Below are 24,150 nucleotides of genomic sequence, written 5' to 3'. Positions count from 1 at the left end.
AAATTAAGCTTTCTATCCGATAATCAAATACTTCGATGAAAGAAATTATCAACGTGGAAAAAAACTAAAAAAAATAATTATTTACTATGTTAGCATAGTATTTTTTACTATGTTTGCATAGTAAAACCAATCCGTTAAAACCTAAAAACAAATTATGAGAAGATTACTACTAATGGCTATGGCCCTGTTTCCGGCTATGGCTATGGCGCAAGGGTTCCAGGTTAACCTGCACGGGCAAAAGCAGATAGGTATGGGGCATACCGGTACAGGCTTATTGCAGGACGGCGCTTCGGTACTTTTTAACCCGGGCGCGGTGGCCATGCTGCCGCAAAATTACCTGCAGGCAGGCATCAGTCCCCTGTTTTTTAAATCGGCTTTTCAAAGTACTGGTTCAAATGTCACCTATAATAATACCAATCAGGTTGCCACGCCTTTTACGGCTTATGCCGTTTGGGGGCCAACCGGCTCGAAATGGAAGATAGGCCTGGGGGTTTATACGCCTTTCGGCGGATTGACCAACTGGGGCAATACCTGGGTGGGTAAATATTCGCTGGAGAGCCTTAATCTTAAGGCTATTTACTTTCAGCCGACTTTGAGCTATAAACTCAGCAATACCGTTAGTATAGGTGCTGGTTTTGTATATAATTACGGCAGTGTTGATCTGACCGAAGCTTTACCTCTTTCGAGCTCATCGGGCCAGGACGGGCAGGCCGAGTTAAAAGGCAGCGGGCATGGTTTAGGCTATAATTTGGGTGTTTTTATTAAACCGAGCAATGAAGTGTCTTTGGGTTTAACCTACCGTTCGCAGGTGGATACCAAGATCGAAAATGGCGATGCTCTTTTTACCGTGCCTGCATCGTTAGCTTCGAGTTTCCCATCGCCTAACACCTTCTCATCGTCAATACCATTGCCTTCAACCACATCGCTTGGTTTAGGCTATATGCCCGATAATAAATGGACCATCGGTTTTGATATGGAATTTGTGCACTGGTCGGTGTACAAATCGCTGGATTTTACTTATGGCAAAACCACCTCATCGCTGCAAAATACCAGCCTGGCACGTAACTACCAGGATGCTTACGATGTGAGGCTGGGGGCCGAGTATAAAACTTCGCCTAAAATAGCTGTCCGCTTTGGCGGTGGTTATGCAACAACAGCCGTGCAGGATGGCTACGTAACACCAGAAGCACCCGATGCCGACCGTGTTTACGGTACTTTGGGTTTAGGGACCAAACTGGCCAAAAATCTCGATCTCGACCTGTCGTTCGAGTACGAGCACGTGATGAGCCGTACCCAAACCGAGATACAGACCCAACTGTCAGGCACGTTTAAAACTAATGTATACATCCCTGGTATTTCCTTATCATACCACTGGTAACCTTAAAATATTGTCACGATGAAAAATTTAAAGAATTATATATACATCCTGGCCGCTGCGGTTTTTGTAACGGCTTGTAAACCCAATTTTAACAGCAACCCGGCGCCAGGCAAAGGTTCGCTCGACCTGACCCGTTACATCTCGGTAGGTAACTCGCTCACCGCAGGGTATGCCGATGGCGGCTTGTACCTGAACGGGCAACTCAATTCGTACCCAAGCATCATAGCGCAGCAAATGACGAGCGTAAACAGCAGCCTGACGTTTAACCAGCCCTTGTTCGCTTCATCGCAGGCCAACGGCTCGGGTTATCTGAAACTTACCGGTTTTGATGCAAGCGGCAACCCTGTAACATCGACGGTAACGAGCAATTTAGCTTATGTTGGCCAGGCAACTGTACCGGGCTTCGGTACAGTTAACCTGATGGCAAAATACACCGGTAATCTTGATAATTATGGTGTTCCGGGCATTAAGTTGCTGCATTTAACATCAACTCTTTACCCTAATGTCAATCCGTATTTCGACAGGATGTTAACTACAACATCGCCTAATAATACCACTACCTATTTAAGCCTGATTACTTCCAAATCGTTTACCTTTTTTACCAACTGGTTAGGTAACAATGATGCTTTGGGTTACGCTACAGGCGGCGGTGGCGGTTATACCGGGGCCGACGTGCTGACCGATCCGACAACATTCGGCCAGCTTTATACATTGCTTATAACTACGCTTACCGCTAACGGTGCGAAGGGCGCCTGCGCTACCATACCCGATGTAACTACCATACCCTATTTTACTACGGTAACTTATCCACTGGTTTTGGCAGGTGTTCAAAAAGCAGTGCCGAGTGTACAGGCATTATATATCAACGCTGCCACCAATACTACCGATGCTACAGGTGCAACCGAAACTTATGCGCCACGGGCAGCTACTGCTAATGATCTTTTTGTATTGACATTCCCTACGAGTCTTTTAGGCTCAACCACGGCAGGGGTCGGCACGTATCCTTATGGTTTAGATCCTCGTAACCCTATCGAATCTAAATACGTGCTCGACGCCAACGAGCAAACTTTGGTAAAAAACGCAGTAAACTCGTACAATACCACTATTAAAACCATTGCCGCGAGCAAAGGCCTGGCTGTATTTGATGCGTTTACTTTCTTAACCAATATCAAGGCTTCTGGTTATGTGATCAATGGCCTTAACCTCAACTCCAACTATATCAGCGGCGGTATTTTCTCGCTGGATGGTGTGCATTTAACCCCACGCGGCTATTCGATCGTTGCCAACCAGTTTATTACAGCGATAAACAGCACTTACGGGTCGAGCATCCCGCTGGCTAACGTTTCGGCTTATAACGGGGTCATATTCCCATAAAAATACTTTTAATTGTTTGAAGGTTTGATTTGATTGAGCCCGTTTTCGATTACCGAAAGCGGGCTTTTTAGTTTACCTGTCTAAAAACTCCAAAACCTTTTTCATGAGCGATACCCGCTTATTGGTGAAAGGATGATCGGTTTGCCATACCTCATAATCAAAATAATTGGTGTTTAGGGTTTTAATGGTGTTGGCGATAGGCGCATTTTCGTGATGCTCATCGAGCATGATGATCTGCTTATGAGCGAAAGCTTCAGCATTTACTTTCAGGTCGAACAATTCGGGGTTTTTCAGTACCGGCTCAAAAATGTCTTCGAGCGGTTTGTTTAATACGAACGACGGCTCGGAACCATCAGTTTTAACTTTGGCCACCATTTCGGCTTTGGTTTTTATGCCTTTAAACTCACCGTAAATATCCCAGGTTGATAAAGCGAAACCCTTTTTGATGTTGGGTAAGCGTTTCAATGCCTGCAGGCAGATCCAAGCGCCCATACTATGGCCGAACAGTACGATATTGCTGGTATCGATGCGCAGGTTTTCGCTGTTTTGTTTGCACCAGGCTACCGCATTCACCACATCCTCAACACAATGCTGAAAACTGAACTCGCCCTGGCTGGCCCATGAGCCCCGGTAATCAAAATAGATCACGTTCCAGCCGTGCGCGCGGACTATCTGCGCCAGGTCGAGGTTGCGCTCGTTACCCGGATAGCCATGCAGCAGGAGCAGGGTAGGATGCTTTTGTTTGCCATTGGGTTTATACATAAAGCCCTGCAATAAGCTCCCGCCCGAAACAATGTTCAATTCTTCAAAGCCTGCCGGGGCGTTGGCATCCCAGGTGAGGTTATGCAGTACGATCTCATCCTTGTCCGATTGTGCAAATGCCGGCAGGTATAACAGCGCTGCTAAAATGACGGCTAAGAATTTTTTCATGGTCATAAGGTTACGGTTAGTTTAAAAAGTCAGTATAATTTTACCCATATGATCGCTGCTTTCCATTAGCCGGTGGGCTTCGGCGGCTTGTGCCGCGGGGAAAGTTTTGTAAATGATGGGTTTGATCTGCCCTGAAGCCAAAAAAGGCCATATATGCTTTTCGAGATTTTGCGCGATAGCCGACTTGAAAGCCACATCGCGGCTGCGGAGCATAGAGCCGGTGATGGATATACGTTTGCGCATGATCAGAGCCAGGTCGATTTTTACTTCCCGTCCCTTCATCGAGTTGATCTGCACAAGGCGGCCCTCATCGGCGAGGCATAACAGGTTATCGGGCGTATAATCGCCGCCTATCATATCTAATATTACATCCACGCCCTTATTGTTGGTTATGCGGCATATCTCGTCCTTAAAGTTTTGGGTTTTATAATTGATGGCTTCATCGGCACCTAAGCCCTCGCAGAAGGCGCACTTTTCGGTGCTGCCTGCGCTCACATAAACTGTGCAGCCCATAGCTTTGGCCATTTGTATGGCAGCTACGCCTATACCGCCCGAGCCGCCGTGCACCAGCAGGCTTTCGCCCGGCTGCAGTTTTGCGCGATCGAACACGTTGCTCCAAACGGTGAAAAAGGTTTCGGGCAGCGACGCAGCTTCGGTTAAAGTGAGATTTGCAGGGACGGGTAAGCATTGCCCGGCAGGCACGGCGCAATATCCGGAGTATCCGGCGCCGGTAACAAGCGCGCAAATTTGGTCGCCGGTTTTCCAGCGATTAACATCAGCGCCAAGCTCAACCACAGCCCCGGCAATTTCCAGTCCCGGTATTTCTGTCGAAGCACCGGGCGGGGGCGGATAGTTGCCTTTGCGCTGCGCCACATCGGGGCGGTTAACGCCCGCTGCTGCTACTTTTACCAGTACTTCGCCGGGTTTAAGCCCGGGCACGGGTCTTTCGGCCAGTTGTAATACTTCTGGTCCGCCGGGTTGGGTAATGATAATGGCTTTCATTTGCTGTAGTGAATGTACTGAATAAACAGGATAAGACAATGCGTGTTTTTTTAGTATCCCGGTAATTGCGAATGCGGGGGATTTTTTGTATATTGTAGGGTTAGCGGGATCAGGAAAAAGTTGTCGGTGAGGACACCGACAACGGCGGAAAGCGATGGCTGCGCATGATTGAATTGCAACCGATGTCCGCTCATTCGCCGCGGGGGCTTGATACTTTTTGAAGCCGCAAAAAGTATCCAAAAACGGCTTGTCGGCAAAAGGCTTCTTTGCCGCACAGGCCTTTGCCCTGCAAAGCGCTAAGAAAACACGGGCTGGTACAGCTCTTGATCCGCGGCTTTTTCCAGCCCACATATCAAGATCTGTAAGGCCCCTGCCACCACTCAAGGCCTGCTTTTTTCTCACCGCTTTCGGCCGAAGCTTGTTTGCCGACGGGGGTGAGCCTAAATGTTTTAGTTTGTTACGGTATTTGCGTTAGGGATAGCAGTGGATACCGGCCGTGTGGTGGATTCGAGTGTGAGCCGTGGCTAATGCCTGCAGGTGTATGAACGGATAGCCCGGCCGCAGGCAACGCCCTGAAAATAGAATCAAGAGACAAGATGCAAGAACCGAGCCTTAGCAAGCTCATTCACTCAGCTAAAAACAAATAATGATGTGAATAATCAAGACAAAAAACTAATTGAAAAATACCGACAAATACCACCCTGTTTGCTTTGCCGATACAACCATTATTGTGATTATGAATTTGGCAATGGAACTGAAAAATAAAGCAAAAAATACCCATAAATACCCATATGTTTATGACGTTTACGTCATGGTTTATTATGAAAATGACAAAATTGAGAATCAAGAATCAAGAGAGAAGTGGAACTTTTAAACATTGCAACACTCCAACTTTTCAACTATTTATAAAATACCCATATTTACCCATGTTTTAAATAATTCAATCATTATACTATGTCTATCACCATCGGCCAGCCCGCTCCGCAATTCACACTCCCGTCAACCGACCGTATCATGGTCAGCCTTTCCGACTTTAAAGGCAAAAAGGTAGTTATCCATTTCTTCCCGTTTGCGTTTACGGGCACGTGTACCACGCAGCTTTGCACTGTACGCGATGATTTTGGCTTTTATGAAGGCGTGAATGCAGAAGTGCTGGCCATCTCGGTCGACTCACCGTTTTCACTCAAGAAATTTAAGGAAGAGCAGGGATATCAGTTTACATTACTGTCCGACTTTAATAAAGAGGTATCGACCGCTTACGGCGCTTTTTACGACGAATTTATCCTTGGTTTAAAAGGTGTAAGTAAACGTGCAGCCTTTGTTTTGAACGAAAACCAGGAAGTGATTTATGCCGAGGTGCTGGATGTGGCTACAGATTTACCTGATTTTGAAGTGATTGCAAAACATTTGAAGTAATTTAAATTTTTTTATGTCGCATTAAAAAGAAATCATATTTTTGCAGTCCCGAAACGGGAAATGCATTCGTACCTTTAAACAGGTAGAAAGAATGTTTTGAATAAAACTGCACTCGTAGCTCAATTGGATAGAGCATCTGACTACGGATCAGAAGGTTAGGGGTTCGACTCCCTTCGAGTGCACTTCAATCTAAAAGTCTTTCTGCAAAAACAGGAGGACTTTCAACTTTTAAATAACAGGATGCTGAACTTAGTACTGTTTGGAGCACCCGGCTCAGGTAAGGGAACTCAATCTAAAAAGCTGATCGACAAGTATCAGTTAATCCATCTTTCAACAGGCGATTTATTGCGCAGCGAAATTGCACAAGGTACCGAATTGGGCCTTGAGGCGAAAAAGCTGATGGACGACGGAAAATTAGTCCCCGATGCCGTAGTTAACGGCATGATCAGCAATAAACTGGATGCCAACAAAGGCGCTAAAGGTTTTATTTTCGACGGCTTTCCACGTACAACCGCACAGGCCGAAGCATTGGATCAATTACTCGCTTCTAAGAACGAATCGATTTCGGTGATGGTTAAGCTCGTGGTTGATGACGAAGAGCTGATGCACCGCTTACTGTTAAGAGGAAAAGAATCCGGCCGGCCGGATGATGCCAACCCTGAAGTTATCAAAAAGCGCCTGGTAGAATATCACAGCAAAACCGAAATAGTTGGCGAATTTTACAAAGATCAGAACAAACTGCAAAGTGTGAACGGCATCGGCGAAGTTGACGATGTTTTTAACGCTATTGTAGGTGTTTTGGATAGTTTGAGGTAAGATACTAACCCTTGTCATTTCGAACGAAGAGAGAAATCTTCTGCGGTATGATAGCTTAAAGTAACGATTCGTTTGTAATTCCCGTTAAATCACAAACCGGGCGAACAAATCCGAAATCGAACATCCGAAATTCGAAATCAAATGTCTCAAGGTTCAAATTTTGTCGACTATGTAAAGATCTGTTGCCGCTCGGGCCACGGAGGTGCCGGTTCTGCACATTTACACCGCGACGTTTTAACGGCAAAAGGCGGACCGGATGGTGGCGACGGCGGCAGGGGCGGCGATATTATCGTGGTAGGTAATGCCCAACTGTGGACATTGCTCCATCTCAAATACCGCAAGCATATTATTGCAGGCGATGGAGAAAGCGGGGGCAGCTCGCTGCGTACCGGCAAAAGTGGCCGCGACGAAATATTGGAAGTACCGCTGGGTACTATTGCCCGTGATGCCGAAACCGGCGAAACCTTATTCGAAATAACTCAGGATGGCGAAAAACGCGTGCTCACCAAAGGCGGCCGCGGCGGCCTGGGTAACTGGCATTTTAAATCGGCAACGCAGCAGACCCCGCGCTTTGCGCAGCCAGGCGAAGAAGGGCAGGAAGTTTGGAACATCCTCGAACTGAAAGTGCTGGCCGATGTTGGTTTGGTAGGTTTCCCTAATGCGGGCAAATCAACTTTGCTTTCGGTAGTATCGGCTGCCAGGCCCGAGATCGCCGATTATGCTTTTACTACGCTGGTACCCAACCTGGGCATTGTAGCTTACCGCGATAACCGCTCGTTTGTGATGGCCGATATACCGGGTATCATTGAGGGTGCGTCGCAAGGTAAAGGTTTAGGCTTCCGTTTCCTGCGCCATATCGAACGCAACTCGGTATTGTTGTTTATGATACCGGCCGATACCAGCCGCTCGTTACAGGAAGAATATAGTATTCTGCTGCACGAGCTGACCGAGTACAATCCCGAACTCGCTCACAAGCCGCGCATTTTGGCTATTACCAAAAGCGATATGCTGGATGATGAACTGCAGGCCGAAATGGCTAAAGAGCTTCCAAAAGGTATCCCGGCAATATTTATCTCATCTGTCGCGCAAAAGGGCCTGACCGAACTAAAAGATATGCTTTGGAAAGCAATTGAACGCCCGGCCTAATTACTTGCCGAATACAGGTAAAAATCCTTGCTTAACTGTTTGATGCCAAACTGGTGGTACCCGGTAAAGCTTTTAGCTATCTTAGCAGCTATGCCGTTCTTTACATAAACCTGCGGCATCAGCATGTAAATAGTACCGGCTTTGCCCGCGTAGTGCAATTCGGCAAGGTCGTCGGTATCCATATCATCTATATCCAGTGTGAGCACACGGTTATGGATAATCTCGGCGCCGATATCCGGGCTATTAATCACAAAAACAGCGTTGTTCGGATGTTGAGCGTCGAGGCTGACCATGGTATCTAAAGTTTGCTGATCATAGGCTTGCTGTGCCAACCCCGAAGGGCCATGCGGCACTTTGTGATTGACGGTATAGCCGTACCCAAAATACAGTGATTCCCAGCCAAAATAAGCAAGCCATGCCACCATGAACGCGATACGGGTGATCCTGGTTTTTTGCAAAAGATATACCAGCCCCGGAATAGCCAGCATACCAAGTATCCTGAAATGCCGGCCCTCATAACTTACCGATGCCTGTTTGAGGTACAGATAGCTAAAAAATACAGTAGCTGCTGCATAAAATACAGCAAAAACCAGCTTATACTCTTCGTTAGGTAGTTTGCGGAGGATAGCTCTCAATAACAGTAAACTGCCCGCTGCCAGGGCAATGATGACGGCTATGGACAAGCCGTATGAGATAAGCGGTGCTTCGGAGTGATAGATCAGCCCGTTAAACATCTCGTCGACCGAAAGGCCCGAAAGCAGCGGCGATGCCAGCGGATAAGTAAAGGTTTCGGCTTTGATCAGCCAATTTCCTGTTGCGTCCGATGGGTTTGCACCTTGTGACAAGTAACCGCGATAGATCACAGCCAGGGCAACCACCGCCGGAATGCCTATCGTAATACCGTTGAGCAGCCAGGCTTGCAGTTTTTTACCGCGCGAAAGATTGATCCACACGCAGGCCAAACCCGCTGCGTACATCCACAGGTACGATGATTTGCAAACAAAGCCGGTAACGCCGGCAGCAAACAAAAAAAGCAAAGCCTGCCAGTTAAGCTTGCTTATGCCGAAACAGCCATACAAGTACCAGCCCATAAACGCAAATAGCAAAACCTCGCCGCCCGGGTAGAACATGTAGGGCAGGATAAAATAGTTCTGGCTGGCTATAAATGCCACGCTTATAGCCGAAAGCCCAGGCGTAAACCCCAGTTTTTTGAAAAGTTGATAATAGCCGGCCAGGCCGAGTATCGAACATAAAAAGATAGTGACCGCTACGGCTTTACCGGTATTGACCTGCAACACCGTTTGGAAAAAGTAAGGAACAAGGTACTGCCCTGGCGACCACCACGACAGAAAGCTGCTTTTATCGTGCGCGATATTGGCAGGGTCGGGCGAAATGAGGTTGTTGAAACCACCGCCACGCTGCATCGACCGCATTACTTCAAAACCCCATCCCGGATCAGGGAAAATACTGGGCGGCGAAAGGAATAACAGGATGCCCAGCACAATCGTGATACATCCTAACGCTATCAGGATGCTGCGGTGTTGCTTATCTTTTTCTGAAAACATTGTATTTCAATATGCACCATATCGCACGGAAGCCGTCTTTCCAGTTGATCTTTTTACCTTCGGAGTAGGTGCGCCCGTAGTACGATATACCCACCTCGTAAATCCGGATACCGGGTATACGCGCAATCTTGGCGGTAATTTCGGGCTCAAAGCCAAAGCGGTTCTCTTTCAGTACAATCTCGCGCAAAATAGAGGTGCGGATCATCTTATAACAGGTTTCCATATCCGTCAGGTTCAGGTTGGTAAACATGTTCGATAAGAAAGTCAGAAACGCGTTGCCTATACTGTGCCAGAAGAAAAGGATACGATGCGGCTGATCGCCCATAAAACGCGAACCGTAAACCACATCGGCGCCTGCCTTTAATACCGGCTTGATCAGGATAGCGTATTCCTCGGGGTCGTACTCTAAATCGGCGTCCTGTACAATGCAGTAATCGCCGGTTGCCACCGCAAAACCCTGGCGTATAGCTGCGCCTTTGCCCTGGTTAACAGGTTGTTTGATAATATTGATGCCCAGGTCATGCTCATCGCTGAACGCCTTAACCTGCTCAATGGTATTGTCTTTCGAGCAGTCATCAACCACGATGATCTCCTTGCTGATACCGCAGGGCATCACCACGTCGAAAATCCGTTGCAAAATCAGTGTAATGGTAGCCCCCTCGTTATAGGCCGGGATAATGATGGATAGTTTTTTCAAGCTTAGTCAGTGTTCAAAAACAGCCCTAATTTAGGTTTAATAAATTATTTTGTGAATATTATATTTACATTAGGTTGTGCGTGATTGGCACGGGGAGTAAGAGGAATTAGCGTTGTACTTAATTATATTCCAACTTACCGGAATATGATCACTTCTTTTGTTGTTTGTTTGATAAGTTTAATAACAAGTGAGTTTTTATATTTTATCAAAGAATCGCCTTTTTGAACTTTGCCGCGAAAAGCCCAATTGTTAGATATTGGGGTGTAAACTTTACCTTGAATGGTAACCGTTATATCGCCTTTGATATCATAATGGATATCCTGGACAGTTCCTTCAAATTGCAGGCGCTCTGTATCATTGTATTCTTTGAAGCAAAAAAACAGATATATCAAAAATCCCAATGATGCAGTAACTATCAAAAATTTATTACGCCGACTAAGATTCATCCTATTGAATTTAGCTGAAATAATATTGAATTTCCTCGTTGCCATTAGCTTATGACCTTGGTTCTTGTTCCCACTTTGGGCGTTGCCTGCGGCCGGGCTATCCGCTCATACTGCACAGGCGTTAGCCACGGGGCCGGTATCCGCTTCCCTAACGTAAAGCTACTCTTTTCAACTTTAAGCTTTCTGCCTTTAACCTTTCGCCTCAAAAATCAATCCTGCTTGCGTTGTGCTTTATCCCAGGCAGCATTCTGTGCCTTGCGGAAATAACGGATAATACCCGCGAAAATGGCATAGTTCATCACGCAGAAGTAATAGGGGATGAACAGTATCTTCACCCTGATCTTGCGGCTTTCCATCATCCAGCCTAAAATTGCCATGCCGTAAAACAGCACCTGCGCAATTAGCAGTAGCTGGTAAAAAGTTTCGCCGGGTTGTAGAGCGATGAAAATGTTGAGGATAAATGCCAGTATCAGTAAAAACGGGGTAACCGTCCATCGCAACACGCGATGGCTAACATACTGAAACGACAATACCGGGTATTTGAAAGGCAGCAGCAGGTTTTTGAGCCAGATAACCGATTGTATGCCGCCCGCGGCAATACGCACTTTGCGTTTCAGCTCTTCGGTAATGTTTGCCGACGATAACTCCGTAGCGTAAGCCGCAGGCTCGTAAACTATGCGGTAGCCTTGCTGCGCTATGAGCATCGATATCATAAAATCGTCGAGTAAAGTATCCGGACTGACAGGCTGGTATAACGATGTACGTACACTGAACAATTCGCCCGCGGCTCCAACTACCGAATAAAGCTCCGAATCCCATTTTTTTAAGACGGATTCATACTTCCAGTAAAAACCTTCGCCGGCCGCGCTGGCATCGGCACTCTCGTCGATATGGACACGCTTTTCGCCCGCTATGGCGCCTACGGTAGGGTCGGCATAGTGCCTGCACAGGTTGATGAGCGAGTCGGCATTCAAAAACGTATTGGCATCGGTAAATACCGTAACTTCGGTATGCACATTATGCATGGCGCGGTGTATGGCTGCAATCTTACCGGCACGGCCGTCCTGGTGCATCAGTTCTATCTGCGGGTATTCGGCTAATATTTTCGGTGTTTTATCTGTAGAGCCATCGGTAATAAAAAGCAGCTTCAGCTTGCCTTCGGGGTATTTCAGCTTCAGCGTATCGGCAATTTTTTGCCTGATGAAATCTTCCTCGTTGTAAGCAGCAACTACCAGCGTACAGGTCGGCAGGTTATCCATATCGGCAACCACCTCTTTAGGTTTGCCTTTGACGATGCGTTTAAGTTTGATGATGAAATACAGTAAAATACCGTATCCCACAAAAGTGTAAACCACAATAAAAAGGCTGAGCCATAATGCTATTTTCATACGCTTATTTTAATGGGTAACCTAATTTAGTGCTATTTTTTGATTGTGTCACGTTCCACCATACGGCTTTGAACAACACGGGTATAAAATCAAAATTCCTGTCCTTAATATACACTAAAATATTGCGCGGAAACACTGCCAGCATAAAATAAGTATAAAATATCAGCCGCTTAAAAAAGGGTGCATTACGGCGCATGAACAGGATGCGGTTACGGTTCATAAAGTATTCCTTGAGCTTACTTTTTTGCCCGACGGATACCGACTCCTTATGATAGATCAGCGCATCGGTACAAACCCATGCTTCGTATCCCGCACGTTTGATGTGTTCGTTCCAGTCCATCTCCTCATAATACAAAAAGAAGTTCTCGGCCATCAACCCCGCCTTTTTTATGGCATCGGCTCTCAGCATCATTGCCGCTCCATGGCAAAAACCGGTAGGAGCGGTAAGATGGTCGTACTGGCCCTTATCTTCTTCAAACTGGCCCACGCATTTGTTTGAACAGGTAAAGTAGTTCATCGGTGTAAAGCCGACGTACTGCAATATGTTGGGCGTCTGGAAATATTTGATCTTGGGCGAGATGATCCCGACTTCGGGATGTTGTTCGAACACATCAATCAGCGTTTGGATAAGGCCGGGGGTAAACTCCGTATCGTTATTTACCAGGAAAAGGTAATCTCCTGCAGCTTCCTTAATACCGAGATTATTCCCCCCCGCAAAGCCAAGGTTTACCTCCGAACGGATAAATTTAATATCAGGGTATTTCTTTTCCCAGGCGGGAACGGGGTTCTCCTTACTGGCGTTATCAACCGTAATGATCTCGATATTGCTGTAGGTATTAGTCGCTTCAATAGAGCTGAACAAGGCTTCTGTAACCACTGGCTGGTTAAAGTTTACGGTGATAACAGAAACTTTCTTCATATAAAAGCTTGGATTTTATTTTGCTGCAGGCTTGCTTGCGGTTACCGTATCCAGAAAATCCAATATTTCCTTGTCGATAGCCATATCGAATTTACGTGCAAATAAATGCGGCGAGATACGCAGTTTGGGTGCATCGGCCATCGTCAGCACTTTCGGACTGTCTTTATCCTCGCTCCAGTCGGTATACCGCAAATTGTTATTCACGATCTTGTCCTTCAGGTGCGAGTTGTATAAAATGGTTTGTATGATCACCTCGTCGGCGCCCCAGGTGAGCTTAAAAAACTTCTCTACCTTAGGGTTTTCCTGCAGATAATAAATTACGTACCTGGCCGCTTCTTCGGTAACTGTTAGCCATTGTGAGCGGCCTACAAACTCCAGGTTATCGGGTGCCGTCCTGTCGGGGAAAAATTTATTCAGCAAGGTCGACAGGGTATAACTGCCTTTAAAATTGTAGTCGGTAAGATGGTATTTGGTAACGCGGGTTTTGATCTTTTGCCACCAATCAGATTCCTCGGTTAAATATTCCATCCAGATCTTATCCGGATGTTTGTTAAAGAAATCGTGGATCTCGGCTGTGCTTTTGATGGGATAATCGCTCACACTGAGCAGGTTGATATAACCATAACCCTTTTTTGCCGAAAGGATCTGTTTAAAACCATTAAGCGTAGCCTGAACAATGCTGTATGAACCCCAGTGTACTTTGATACGGTTTTTGATCATGTACACGTTAGGCCTCTTGCACACCTTAACAAACTCTTCAACCGGGGTTTTACGATCGATATGCACATAAATATCCGCGTCGGGATGACTGAGCTTATCCAGCAACCGGGCTAACTGCGCCGGATCTTTATGTACCAGGATGAGGTGTGCGATTTTCATTTAATTACAATTAGGGTGTGTTAAACAATGTGTTTACATACGGCATTTTATTGTTTAGAGTTTTTACTTTTTCCGGTAATATATTCGCCCATGCCGCTGCCATGCCCTTTGAAACGGTTTTTAAATGCGGCCCAAACACCACCATCGTACATTAGACGGCGCGGTGAAGTGAAAACCCGCGCCTTGTGGTCTAAAACTAATTTTAAACGGCCCTGCTTTTTCAGGTTAACAGCCATTGTACCGTCTTCGGCTTCATCTACAAAATAATCACTGCCGGCGGCATTATCAAACTTGCGCACCTGCTTCACCTTAAAGCCGCCGGTATCGCGGCCTACCTGGGTTACAAAGCCCATATTAAAGCCCAGGGTGTTTAAAAATTCGCGTTTCCTTTTTCGTATCTGTACTAGTACCCCTGTCATCAGTTCATACAGCCATAAGCCGAAACGGCCCTGGCCTTCGGGTGGTATAAAGCAGTACCGGCCATAAACACCTACAATTTCGGCATTATCAACCATAGGCTTCACCATCAGGTCGATCCACTTCGGGGGATAGAACGTGTCCGAATCGGCACATAGATGGTATTTGCCGCGTGCTTTCTCCAGGCCCATCTGGCGGGCATGGGGAGTGCCTTGTTCTGGCTGTAAATAACTGCGTACGCCCAGTTGATCAAGTACTGCCTGGGTATTATCTTTCGAGTTATTGTTGATCACTACGATTTCGACTTTATAGTTGGTTTCGTTTGCTGATAATGACGAAAGCGTACGGAAAATATTGTTCTCCTCGTTCCATGCGGGTATCATCACCGAAACATCGGGCTGCTCATGCCTGAATTTGCTGATCCTGTTTTGCAGATCGGCCAGCTCGGCAGCCGTCAGGTCGCTAAATTTTTTCCCAGTAAACAGATGCGGTTCTATCCATTTCGGGAGACTGAACATGTGAGGCATAAGCGCTAAATTAATAGTAACGTAATTGGGTTTAAGGGATTAGTAAATATACTATACTCTTTCCCAGTTGTTTAAATCAAAGTTGTATTTTTTTACCACTTTGGCAGGATTTCCTACTGCAACAGTATAATCGGGAATATCTTTCGTCACCACGCTGCCGCCGCCGATGACGGCATGTTTGCCGATTGTAACGCCCGCGGTGATGATGCTGTTGGCACCTATCCAAACGTTATCGCCGATAGTGATCTGTTTGGTGTTTACTTTTTGCACGCTTGGCGGTAAACTTACATCCTCGTAACCGTGGTTAAGCCCTGATGCTACGATGTTTTGCGCGAACATTACATCGTTACCGATCTTGACCGGACCGATAATGACGTTACCGATGCCGATGATGGTACGGTCGCCGATGATCACATCGCCGACACCATTGTTAACTGTGGCAAAATCTTCCACCACCGAGCTTTCACCCAGCTCGAATTTATTATACGGGAAAACGTCGATACGTGTTCGCCACCGGATGATCGATTTTTTGCCACGCTTGTGTTTAAAAGGGTTTACAAACCATTTTATCCAGCGGCGCGGCCTGTGTTCGCCGCTCGGGATCATCATCCACAGGGCCAGTTTTTTAAATGCCGGTTTCGATTTGATCTGCTCTGCTAAACCCATAACTATTGATTATAAGTGTTAATGGCCTTATAAATTTCCTTAGCGTTGTTTTCCCAGCTGTGCGAAGTGGCAAATGCTTTACGCTTGCTTTGCAGTTCGGGCGAGTCCTCGTCTAACGCCTTTTGTATAAGCGTAATGTATTCTTCTTTGTTTTTGCCCAGGTAAGCATGCCCGCCGAAAATCTCCATGGCCCGGGTTGCAGTTGCCACGGTGGGTTTACCCATTACCAGGTATTCGTCTATCTTACGAGGATAGTTGCCGATGGTGATCTGGTTGATCATCTGCGGATTGATACAAACATCAAATGCATTGATATATGCCGGCAGCATCGAAGCGTCCTTCGAACCTAAAAAATGGATATTGCCGATATGGTGCAAACCGCTTGCTTTAAATACATCGTCTTCGGGGCCAACCAATACAATGCTCCAGCCGGGCCTTTGTCTGGCAACATATTCCAGCAGTTCGATATCCAGCCTTAAACTTTGTAAAGCGCCAACGTAGCCTATAACCGGCCTTTTAATAGGCTTGATATCTTCAGGAATATCAAAGCCGTTGCTGTTATCAAACAAGCTCAAATCGCAGCCCTGGCCAACGTAGTACGATTTGGGGTTGTACTGCGCGCAGTAATCGGCCAGGTAGGTTGAGTTGGCGGTACACAGGTCGCTTTTCGCGATAAGCAGCGGCTCGAGTATGCTGCCGTGACGTTTCCAGTAATCAACGGTCAGTAAGTAATCGCGCGAATAGTATACGCTTACCGCAGGTTTTAAAAACTCTTTGAGATAGAAGCTCCTGAAAATGTCCGAATCGTTAAAGAGGATGATGTTTTTAAAATCCAGCCTTTTGATTGCTTTAGCTATCGATTCGGCAAAACGTTTGTTGTTGTTTTTATTCAAAAAATTGAATATCCGGTTGCTTTTTATCCAGTTTATCGAGCGGATAGTGATATCGGGATAATAGGTCCACAGGTTGTTGCTGATTTCGATCAGTCCGTCCTGTTTTTTATCGATAACGGCCAGGCGCATCTGTACTTTCGGATCCTGCTTGTTTTTAAAAAGAGTTATAGTATCCAGCGCCGAGTTTACATACAATACACGGTTATTTTTGCTGAACTCGATAGCAAGGTTCTTATTATTGCTGCCAATCTCAACATCCCAGGGTTGCTGGCCAACAACAACAATATCACGGCCGGTTATCAGGTCATTCTTCATTGTACAGCTAAGTTTTGTTTTTCGCGGTCAAGCCTCCGGCAAATCGTAATTAAGGCCATACACAAAAAAAATATAACATTTGATGGGAATTGTACGATAGCTTCCTGCGGATAGTTACCTATATTGTAGGTAAATACCACCAGCGTTGCCGCCAGGCTATAGTTTTTAAGTACCGGATCGCGGATGAGGTAAAAATTGTTAATGCCAGTTAACAGGGCCACGAAAACCAGCGAGCAAAGCAGTAAAATACCGATCGTGCCCGACTCGACGGCTACACGTACGTAACCGCTGTCGGGCGGGAAGTTGGCCAGCATTGAACCTGGTGCGAATTTTTGCCCCCAAACGCCGGTCGAGCCCAGGCCGCCGCCCAATGGGTGCGACAGGATGAAAGGCCGTATACGCGCCTGGTTCATTTTACGCAGGTTGAACGACGGATCGTTATTGGGCCTGAATGCTGTTTGAAAGCGTACAATGCTGGGGTTGCTGGTTGGTACGAAGATCAACCCGACGAAAAATATAGCTGCAGCAATTGCAAACTTCAGCACCGTCTTATTGTAGTTCAGTATGGCCAGCATCAGCAGCGAAGCCGGAACCAGGGGGAAAGCGCCGCGCGTACCCGAGTAGAGCATGCAAAACATCAGGAAGGCAACTATTACACCTAAGATATATTTTTTATACACTTTGATGGGCCCGAACATGAGCGTGATACATAGCACGCTTGCCGAGGCCATGTTATAGGCGAAGGCCACCGGATCGGAAAAAATGGAGAATTTACGCATGTGCCCGTCGATAAATAACAGGGCTACCCGGCCCGGGTCGCCGTACAGGTAATCGTGCTCAGATTGAAAATACCCGAAGTTCTCCTGTTTAAAACCATCCGCAGCACCTACGATAGCTAAGGCTATCCATATCTTAAAAATCAGTTTAATGAACGATTGATCGCGTATCTGATAAACAAAAACAAAATACATGGTGATGACCACGGCGGTGGTGCGGATGGTGTATACCCATGCCAGCGGCGATATCGACGACGGATTACCAACCTCGGCAAAATTGTAGGCTATCCAGGCCATGGTAAAATAGCTTAACCTGTCTTTAAAAATGCTCCAGTTGGTATCGGTTTTTTGTTTGACGAAGAAGCCAAGGATAAGCAGGTACTCCAATATGTCCATTACGGTACCTAATGGGAAACCGCCGGTATCCATCTTCATGGGGATGAAAAGCAGGTAGGCCGCTACAAAAAGCACCGTTATGCCGAACTGCGGATGCGCTACTACGCCATAAACCACCGGTACGCCTATCAAAAAGATGAGGATCAATATGCCCGGTACAAGTCCTTTGGTGCCGATGAGCACGGCGCATAACAGCGACAGGGCAAACAAACCAATATAAACAGGCGGCGCCGAAAGCTTATTCAATACGATGCTCTTCCAAAAACCTGGTGAGCTGTTCCTGGTTCTGTTATTTATTTCGTGTCGGGTATCTGCCAGTTCCATTTCTGCACCTTTACGATGGTATACCGAAAACCACTTTTAAAAACCAGATAAAAACACCGGCAAAAGCAACCGCTATCGCAATTTTACGGGTCACTTTTTGCGTCTTTGTCAGATACTTAAAAGGATCCTCCTGTGTTTTTTCAACCGGGTTAATTCTCACTTTGCTTATCCTTTATATCGTCGATCTGTGTACCGGCGTAATGTTTTGTTGCGATATTTTGCTTGTTGCTCCGCTTAAATATCCTCAGCAGCGACAGTACCTGTAAAAACATAAACCTGGGGATGTTAATAAGCGACCGGTAGATACGTTTATCGGTTTCAGACCGGGCCAGTGCCAGGGCAAACCCGGCAACAAATATCAATAATCCGGCAGCCCATAATGCGCCTGCCATCAGGTGCCCGATCGCGATATTGATACCCATAAATACAACCGAAAGCAGCAAAAACATAAATAAGGGCGGCCTTACGAGCACTAAACCAAATATAAACTGGTTGAGGCTGAACCGGGTGATGCCGTTGGCTATCATCCTGAAACCGTATTTGAAATATTTGAACCAGGTGTTTATCCACCGTGCCCGCTGATTGACCAGCTGATCCGACCGGGATGTTTTTTCATCGTATACAATGGCTTTTTCGGTAAAGGCAATGCGCTCGTCGCGTTTTAATATTTCGGATTGTAATACTTTGTCAAATCCTGCGCCGGTAATATCGAGGTGGCCAAGGCATTGCACATACAGCTCGGTTGTAAAAGCCATACCGCTGCCGGCAAGCGTTGCCGAAGAGCCGGCGCCGAAAAGCACCTTGCCGTCGTAAAAATGATAGTAAATGTCGCGGGCTGCATCGAGGCAGGCAAAGGTGGTATCGAGGTTTTTTGCCTCGCGTATGCCCTGCACAGCTTTAAAACCATAGTTGAAATACTCATTCAGCTGTGCCAAGTAATCGGGCTTCACCAGGTTGTCGCTGTCGATAATGGTTAAATGCGTATGCGGGCGAACAAAACGGTTTATAGCATAAAAGTGCGAACGCGTATTGCTGGCAAGCGTCTCCGCGGGGCGAAGCAATATTACCCTTTCATCGTTAAAGTTCAGGTTGCTGATATCGCATTTATCGGCAACTATATAGATCAGGTAATTGCTGTATTGCAGCTGCAAGAGTGATTTAACTACCGACGGCAAATTGTCTGTCTGCTCGTAAGCGGTTACAATAATGCCGTAATCGGGGTCGTGTAACAAAACGCCCTCTTTATTTGGTGAGACAACGCTTTTGCGGATGCCATAGAATAAAAACAGCAATAACGGAAACACCAGGTTAAAGCCAATGATAACCTGTATAATGATCCATATAATTGAAAGTAGGTTACTCATGTTTATTAAACTCAGATAACAAAATAGTTATTTAACCTGCCTGCCCTTTTTTCAGGCTTTTTTACTGTTTGTTTTGTTGAACACCCAGCCGCCAAATTTTGGCCCCAAAAACTTCAGGTATCTGATGCTCATATTTTTTTCCTCGTTAAGGCTTTGGTTGGCTTCAAACACGGCAATGGTTTTATCGGCAAAAAGCATCCACTCTTTGGCTTTGTTCATTGCATTGAGGGCGGGCACTTCGATGATAATGATATCGTATTTTGATTTAAGACCGGTAAATTTCTCGCGGATGATATCTTCGTTCTCAATCTCAAGCAAAGTGATGTCTGTCCCGCGGTTACCAAGCACGCTCATACCGCCGCGGTACAGCTCGCTCGAAATGCTATCATCCCTGAAGAAATCTTCGATGAAAATCTTCGGTTGAACGGTTTCGCTGATAGATGGGTTTTCGAGGTTGCCGTCTATCAGCAATACTTTTTTATTGATAATGGAGTATGAATAGGCAAGGCTTATAGCCAATAAGGTTTTTCCCTCGCCAGGCTCGAGGCTCGAAACAGCCAATATTTTACTTGCTCTCAGCTCCTGGTCTATTTCAAACCTGATGGACCGCAGCAGATCTTTAAATTGCTGCATTTTATTGCGGTTCTCAACATCCCAAAGTTTTTTCAGGTCGAGGGTTTCGCCCTCGATAGTTGTAAGATAACCCAATACCGGCAGGCCGGTTTTATTGGCTAATGTTTTAGGGTCTTTAATCGAGTTATCGATATAGAACAGCACAAATAGCACCAGTAGGCACAACGTTTCGCTAACGATGCCCGAAACTACAACCAGCAGCATCTTTTTTGATGACTGTGCGCCGCCCGGCATAGCTATATCAACCTGGTGCAGCTTAGGGGCAAAGCTCGATTGCATGGTTGCCTGGTTATCCTTCTGCAGCATTTCCAGGTAATCTTTTTGCGCTACGTCGATAGCGTTTTCGAGCGACTGAATTACGGCCTCGTGAGGAACCAAAACATCAAGTTTAGCCTTAAGGCGGGCGGTTTCCCTGTCGAGCGAACCGATGCTGTATTTAGCAAGATCGAGCGATTGCTGCAACTGCAGCTTTTGATTCATCAGCGACGCCTTGGTTGCCAGCGGGCTGTAGATACTTTTGTCGGACGATTCGTTCATCTTTTCGTTGATGAGCCGCTGTACCGAGTCGACCTTTTGCTTGTAAACGTCGTTATAGTTGCTTTGTATCAACGCATCGGTTAAGGCATTGCGTTGCGAGGTAAGGTTAACAATTTCGTTGTTGATCTTGGTTAAACTGCTTTCAAAATATTTGCGGTCGTTCGGGTCGAACTTTTTATCTATGTTTTTGATGGTGCCCCCGTAAGCTGCAATATCCTTCTCAGCCTGCTGCTTGCGGCTCTCAAAATCCGAGATTTGGGTGTATAAGCTTTTGGTTTGTTCGTTCAGGTTAAGGATGTGGTTCCTGATCTTATATTCCTCCAGTTTTTTAACGGCGCTATCCAAAACCGTTTTCTTCTTTTGTACCGCCGTATCTAAAAACGCAACGGTTCTGAGCTCGTTGTCTTTATTTTGCGACGTATAAAAATTGATAAACTCGGTGATGACCGTATTAACTACAAATGCCGATAGCAGCGGGTTGTCCGATTCGTATTCAACCGTGATAAAATCGCTCGACTCCGACCTGTAGGATACCAGTTTTGAGGTTATCGCACCATAATCATAGCCCATCGAAGCCAGTACCCGGTTTAGCCCGTTCTGGTCGGGGTCCCATAATGATAGTGCCTGGTGGTTGTTATATAAACGGGTATATACTTCTATGGCATGTTGGCGCGCACTGGGGTTCAGGTTCTTAAAATCCTTGCTTGGTTTGCGAAACATATTGGCAGGCGAACCGGTCAGATCGTGCAGGATAAGCTGGTACGAAACCTGGTCGATAACCTTTTTCATCTGCATCACCGCCATCATGTTACTGAATTCCTGGCTTACCTGAGATTCGGCCGCGATTTGGGTCATTACCGATTGCTGCGACCTGTCCACAGTTCCGGTCGAGATCTGCGCTTTGGATTTATAGGTATCGGGCAGATTGCGTACCAGGTAATAGGTTACAACAGCCGTTACTATCGGTATCGTAATTAATACCAGTTTCGACTTTTTTACAAGAGAGAAAAAATTTGTAGGCTCCATTTATCGTACCTCTTCTAACTTTTTACCAATAATCTGTTCGAGCGAGGCCTTGGCAATTAATACCGAGGCCTCGGCATCTAATTTCGCCTGGTTATTTTCGGCAAAACTGGTAGTGGCCTTGGTATAGTTTTCCATCGTTTCTGAGCCGGCTTCAAACTGGTGTTTGGTTTGGCTTATCAGGCTTTCGGCATCCTGGCTGGTGCGGGTTCTGAGCCTGAGTATGCCTAACTGCCTGATATAGTTAAAATAACGTGTTTTTACTTCCAGCTCAATGTTCAGGTTAAAATCCTGCTGTTCGAGCTGTGCTATGTAAAGGTTCTCTTTAGCGTTTTTGATCAGGAAAGGTTTTTCAAACAGCGATTTGACGTTTAGTGAGATCGCTATCTGGTATCCCTGAAATATACTGGCGAATACGTTGGTAGCCGCAAGGTTAATATTGGTTTGCGGGCTGTAGATATACGAGAACGATAGAAAATCGAACCACGATTTTTTAGATATCGAATAGGTGTTTTTGGCGATCAATACCTGCTCCTGTTTAATTTTTACCTGCGGATAGTTCTGTTTGGCAGTAGCAATAAGCTTATCCAGAAAGGGGTACGAAATATCATTCATAATACTTTCCTGTGCGTAGCTCTTTGATAATGACAGTATAAACAGCAGCAGTATATAAACAGGTATTACAGATTTTCTCATTCGCGAAATTAAACTTTTTCTTTTTGGAACAAGGCAGGAAATGTGCTTAATAAAATCTTCAGATCGAGCCAGAACGAATAATTTTGCGCATAAAAATTATCCAGTTTTTTACGCTCGCGTTCAGACATATCCTCTTTCCCGCGCTTGCTTACCTGCCACAGGCCTGTTAAGCCGGCTGGTCCCAAAAAGCGCATCGACCACTCGTTCGATGTCAGCATCTCGGCTTCGTACAAAGGCAGCGGTCGGTTACCTACTAACGACATATCGCCTTTTAAAATATTAAAAAGCTGAGGCAGTTCATCCAAACTGGTATTGCGAATAAAATTACCGAGTTTGGTGATACGCGGATCGTTTTTAATTTTAACGAACGCCGCTTTTTTACTTCCTTCCTCTTCGGCTGCATACTGGTTCAGGTCAGATAAGCTCGCGATCATCTTGTCGGCGTCGGTACGCATCGAACGGAATTTGTAAAAATCGAACACTTTATAACCCGTGCCGACACGTTTGCTTTTATAGATGATCGGGCCTTTCGAATCTAATTTAACGGCTATGGCCACTACCAGCATAATAGGAGATGCCAGTAAGATAGCGAAGCCCGATGATACGATATCAAAAAACCTTTTGCTGAAAGGCATTTTGTAGGTAACGTCAACCTGGTTTAATAGTTCCGATAATTTTGGCCTGATGAGCTTAAACTTGATTAAAAAGTTAAGGCGCTCGCACAGGTAATCTATTGGCAGCGGATAGTTATACAAATCATTCACCTTGAGCTGCATGGCTTTGGCTTTCCATTCACTGTTGGGTGTTCTGGCAAGCAATACAATCAGCAACCCATGCAGCATAGGGTTTTTCTTTATTTTTTCGACAAGGGTAAAGCAATATTCGGCTTCATCGATCTCCATCAACAAAATATCGGGCAGGGTTAGCAGCGATTGTTCCGACAGATAATCTTCAAAAGCATTGAATGTTAAAACATGCCGCACGGCAAAATGATGTTTAAGCTCGTTAACCAATTCGTCTTCGGGCCCCGAGCTAACATAGGCCACCTTGTTTTGCTGTTGGATAGCGTTATCCCAACTTGTTTGCATATTAGGCATCGTGTAAATTTAAAACCTTGGTGATCGCTTCTTTTAATGAAGTGGGGTTAAATGGCTTGTGCAGGTACGAATCGATATTGTAAGGCATATCGGCAACCAGTTCGCCCAGGTTATCGGTACCCGATAATACGATTATCGGCGTATCCTTATAAAAACCGCTTATTTTGAGGTTGCGTACAAATGTTTGCCCGTCGAGGTAGGGCATTTGCAGATCGGATATGATCAGGGCCGGATCGTGACCCTCTTCGAGCCAGCTTAACGCTTCCAGGCCGCTGTTTTTTATAATGATATCATAATCCTTTGCCAATATAAAGTTTAACAGCTTTAAAATGCTCAGGTCATCGTCTACTACAAGTATTTGTGTCTTCATTCACTTAAAGAGTTTTTAGGGAGAGAATAATATAATACTTCCCGTTTACATACGTAAAATTTAATGTACGGTTGTCTTTAATGCAATCTTTTCTAAAGATACCTAAATATAATAATTAAAAATGTTTTTGTAAAAGTTTATATGCACAAGCTGTACCAAA

Annotated in this window: 23 protein-coding genes and 1 tRNA gene; 7 read left to right on the top strand and 17 right to left on the bottom strand. The window is 45.8% G+C overall.

Features of this window, described 5'->3' with window-relative positions:
• Positions 1-154 precede the first annotated feature (154 nt).
• A complete protein-coding gene (locus BEL04_RS16395; RefSeq protein ID WP_066005868.1) occupies positions 155-1,378 on the top strand; it encodes an OmpP1/FadL family transporter in 1,224 nt (407 codons plus the stop codon).
• Positions 1,379-1,396: 18 nt separating this feature from the next.
• A complete protein-coding gene (locus tag BEL04_RS16390; protein WP_066005867.1) occupies positions 1,397-2,752 on the top strand; it encodes an SGNH/GDSL hydrolase family protein in 1,356 nt (451 codons plus the stop codon).
• 72 nt (positions 2,753-2,824) lie between these two features.
• Here the strand turns inward: BEL04_RS16390 and BEL04_RS16385 are convergent, their stop codons facing one another.
• Positions 2,825-3,682: a S9 family peptidase gene (locus BEL04_RS16385; RefSeq protein ID WP_175404100.1), complete on the bottom strand. Its 858-nt coding sequence runs from the start codon at positions 3,680-3,682 to the stop codon at positions 2,825-2,827.
• A 21-nt stretch (positions 3,683-3,703) separates the two neighbouring features.
• Positions 3,704-4,684, bottom strand: a complete 981-nt coding sequence (locus BEL04_RS16380; protein WP_066005865.1) for an NAD(P)H-quinone oxidoreductase — start codon at positions 4,682-4,684, stop codon at positions 3,704-3,706.
• A 676-nt stretch (positions 4,685-5,360) separates the two neighbouring features.
• Between BEL04_RS16380 and BEL04_RS16370 the strand changes: the two genes are divergently transcribed.
• The 5 genes from BEL04_RS16370 to obgE all read left to right on the top strand — a co-directional run bounded on the left by BEL04_RS16370 (position 5,361) and on the right by obgE (position 8,062).
• Positions 5,361-5,558 carry a hypothetical protein gene (locus BEL04_RS16370; RefSeq protein ID WP_066005863.1) on the top strand — a complete coding sequence of 66 codons (198 nt, stop codon included), beginning with the start codon at positions 5,361-5,363 and terminating at the stop codon, positions 5,556-5,558.
• Positions 5,559-5,638: 80 nt separating this feature from the next.
• Positions 5,639-6,100: a redoxin domain-containing protein gene (locus BEL04_RS16365; RefSeq protein ID WP_066005862.1), complete on the top strand. Its 462-nt coding sequence runs from the start codon at positions 5,639-5,641 to the stop codon at positions 6,098-6,100.
• A 108-nt stretch (positions 6,101-6,208) separates the two neighbouring features.
• Positions 6,209-6,282, top strand: a tRNA-Arg gene (locus tag BEL04_RS16360).
• 58 nt (positions 6,283-6,340) lie between these two features.
• Positions 6,341-6,916: an adenylate kinase gene (locus tag BEL04_RS16355; protein WP_066005861.1), complete on the top strand. Its 576-nt coding sequence runs from the start codon at positions 6,341-6,343 to the stop codon at positions 6,914-6,916.
• Positions 6,917-7,057: 141 nt separating this feature from the next.
• Complete coding sequence (gene obgE / locus BEL04_RS16350; protein ID WP_066005860.1) at positions 7,058-8,062, top strand: GTPase ObgE; 1,005 nt, start codon at positions 7,058-7,060, stop codon at positions 8,060-8,062.
• Here the strand turns inward: obgE and BEL04_RS16345 are convergent.
• From BEL04_RS16345 to BEL04_RS16275, 15 genes are all read right to left on the bottom strand, one after another.
• On the bottom strand, positions 8,059-9,627 hold the full coding sequence (locus tag BEL04_RS16345; protein WP_066005859.1) for a hypothetical protein: 1,569 nt from the start codon (positions 9,625-9,627) through the stop codon (positions 8,059-8,061). The genes obgE and BEL04_RS16345 overlap by 4 nt on opposite strands.
• The gene (locus tag BEL04_RS16340; RefSeq protein WP_066005858.1) at positions 9,608-10,324 is read right to left on the bottom strand and encodes a glycosyltransferase family 2 protein; all 717 of its coding nucleotides are present in this window, start codon (positions 10,322-10,324) and stop codon (positions 9,608-9,610) included. Before BEL04_RS16340 ends, BEL04_RS16345 begins: the two co-directional genes overlap by 20 nt.
• Positions 10,325-10,458: 134 nt before the next feature.
• Complete coding sequence (locus BEL04_RS16335) at positions 10,459-10,815, bottom strand: hypothetical protein (protein ID WP_139113076.1); 357 nt, start codon at positions 10,813-10,815, stop codon at positions 10,459-10,461.
• Positions 10,816-10,979: 164 nt separating this feature from the next.
• The gene (locus tag BEL04_RS16330; RefSeq protein ID WP_066005856.1) at positions 10,980-12,158 is read right to left on the bottom strand and encodes a glycosyltransferase family 2 protein; all 1,179 of its coding nucleotides are present in this window, start codon (positions 12,156-12,158) and stop codon (positions 10,980-10,982) included.
• Positions 12,159-12,162: 4 nt separating this feature from the next.
• The gene (locus BEL04_RS16325; protein ID WP_066005855.1) at positions 12,163-13,077 is read right to left on the bottom strand and encodes a glycosyltransferase family 2 protein; all 915 of its coding nucleotides are present in this window, start codon (positions 13,075-13,077) and stop codon (positions 12,163-12,165) included.
• Positions 13,078-13,092: 15 nt separating this feature from the next.
• Entirely contained in the window at positions 13,093-13,956 is an 864-nt protein-coding gene (locus BEL04_RS16320) for a beta-1,6-N-acetylglucosaminyltransferase (RefSeq protein ID WP_066005854.1), read from the bottom strand.
• A gap of 47 nt (positions 13,957-14,003) precedes the next feature.
• Positions 14,004-14,891, bottom strand: coding sequence for a glycosyltransferase family A protein (locus BEL04_RS16315; RefSeq protein ID WP_066005853.1), 888 nt, complete (start codon positions 14,889-14,891; stop codon positions 14,004-14,006).
• 60 nt (positions 14,892-14,951) lie between these two features.
• A complete protein-coding gene (locus BEL04_RS16310; protein WP_066005852.1) occupies positions 14,952-15,566 on the bottom strand; it encodes a DapH/DapD/GlmU-related protein in 615 nt (204 codons plus the stop codon).
• 2 nt (positions 15,567-15,568) lie between these two features.
• On the bottom strand, positions 15,569-16,774 hold the full coding sequence (locus BEL04_RS16305; protein WP_066005851.1) for a glycosyltransferase: 1,206 nt from the start codon (positions 16,772-16,774) through the stop codon (positions 15,569-15,571).
• On the bottom strand, positions 16,771-18,270 hold the full coding sequence (locus BEL04_RS16300; RefSeq protein WP_083227960.1) for an O-antigen ligase family protein: 1,500 nt from the start codon (positions 18,268-18,270) through the stop codon (positions 16,771-16,773). The genes BEL04_RS16305 and BEL04_RS16300 overlap by 4 nt, the downstream gene beginning before the upstream one ends.
• Positions 18,271-18,419: 149 nt before the next feature.
• Positions 18,420-19,634: a glycosyltransferase gene (locus BEL04_RS16295; protein ID WP_066005850.1), complete on the bottom strand. Its 1,215-nt coding sequence runs from the start codon at positions 19,632-19,634 to the stop codon at positions 18,420-18,422.
• A gap of 51 nt (positions 19,635-19,685) precedes the next feature.
• Entirely contained in the window at positions 19,686-21,830 is a 2,145-nt protein-coding gene (locus BEL04_RS16290; RefSeq protein ID WP_066005849.1) for an exopolysaccharide transport family protein, read from the bottom strand.
• The gene (locus BEL04_RS16285) at positions 21,831-22,523 is read right to left on the bottom strand and encodes a TolC family protein (RefSeq protein WP_066005848.1); all 693 of its coding nucleotides are present in this window, start codon (positions 22,521-22,523) and stop codon (positions 21,831-21,833) included.
• An 8-nt stretch (positions 22,524-22,531) separates the two neighbouring features.
• Positions 22,532-23,611, bottom strand: coding sequence for a sugar transferase (locus BEL04_RS16280; protein WP_139113075.1), 1,080 nt, complete (start codon positions 23,609-23,611; stop codon positions 22,532-22,534).
• A gap of 1 nt (position 23,612) precedes the next feature.
• Positions 23,613-23,990: a response regulator gene (locus BEL04_RS16275; RefSeq protein WP_066005846.1), complete on the bottom strand. Its 378-nt coding sequence runs from the start codon at positions 23,988-23,990 to the stop codon at positions 23,613-23,615.
• Positions 23,991-24,150: the final 160 nt, after the last annotated feature.

Origin of the sequence: Mucilaginibacter sp. PPCGB 2223 (genome assembly GCF_001705515.1) — a bacterium.
Classification (GTDB): Bacteria; Bacteroidota; Bacteroidia; order Sphingobacteriales; family Sphingobacteriaceae; genus Mucilaginibacter.
Note: the sequence above shows the minus strand (reverse complement) of the source record. Positions and strands in the feature narration are given on the sequence as shown.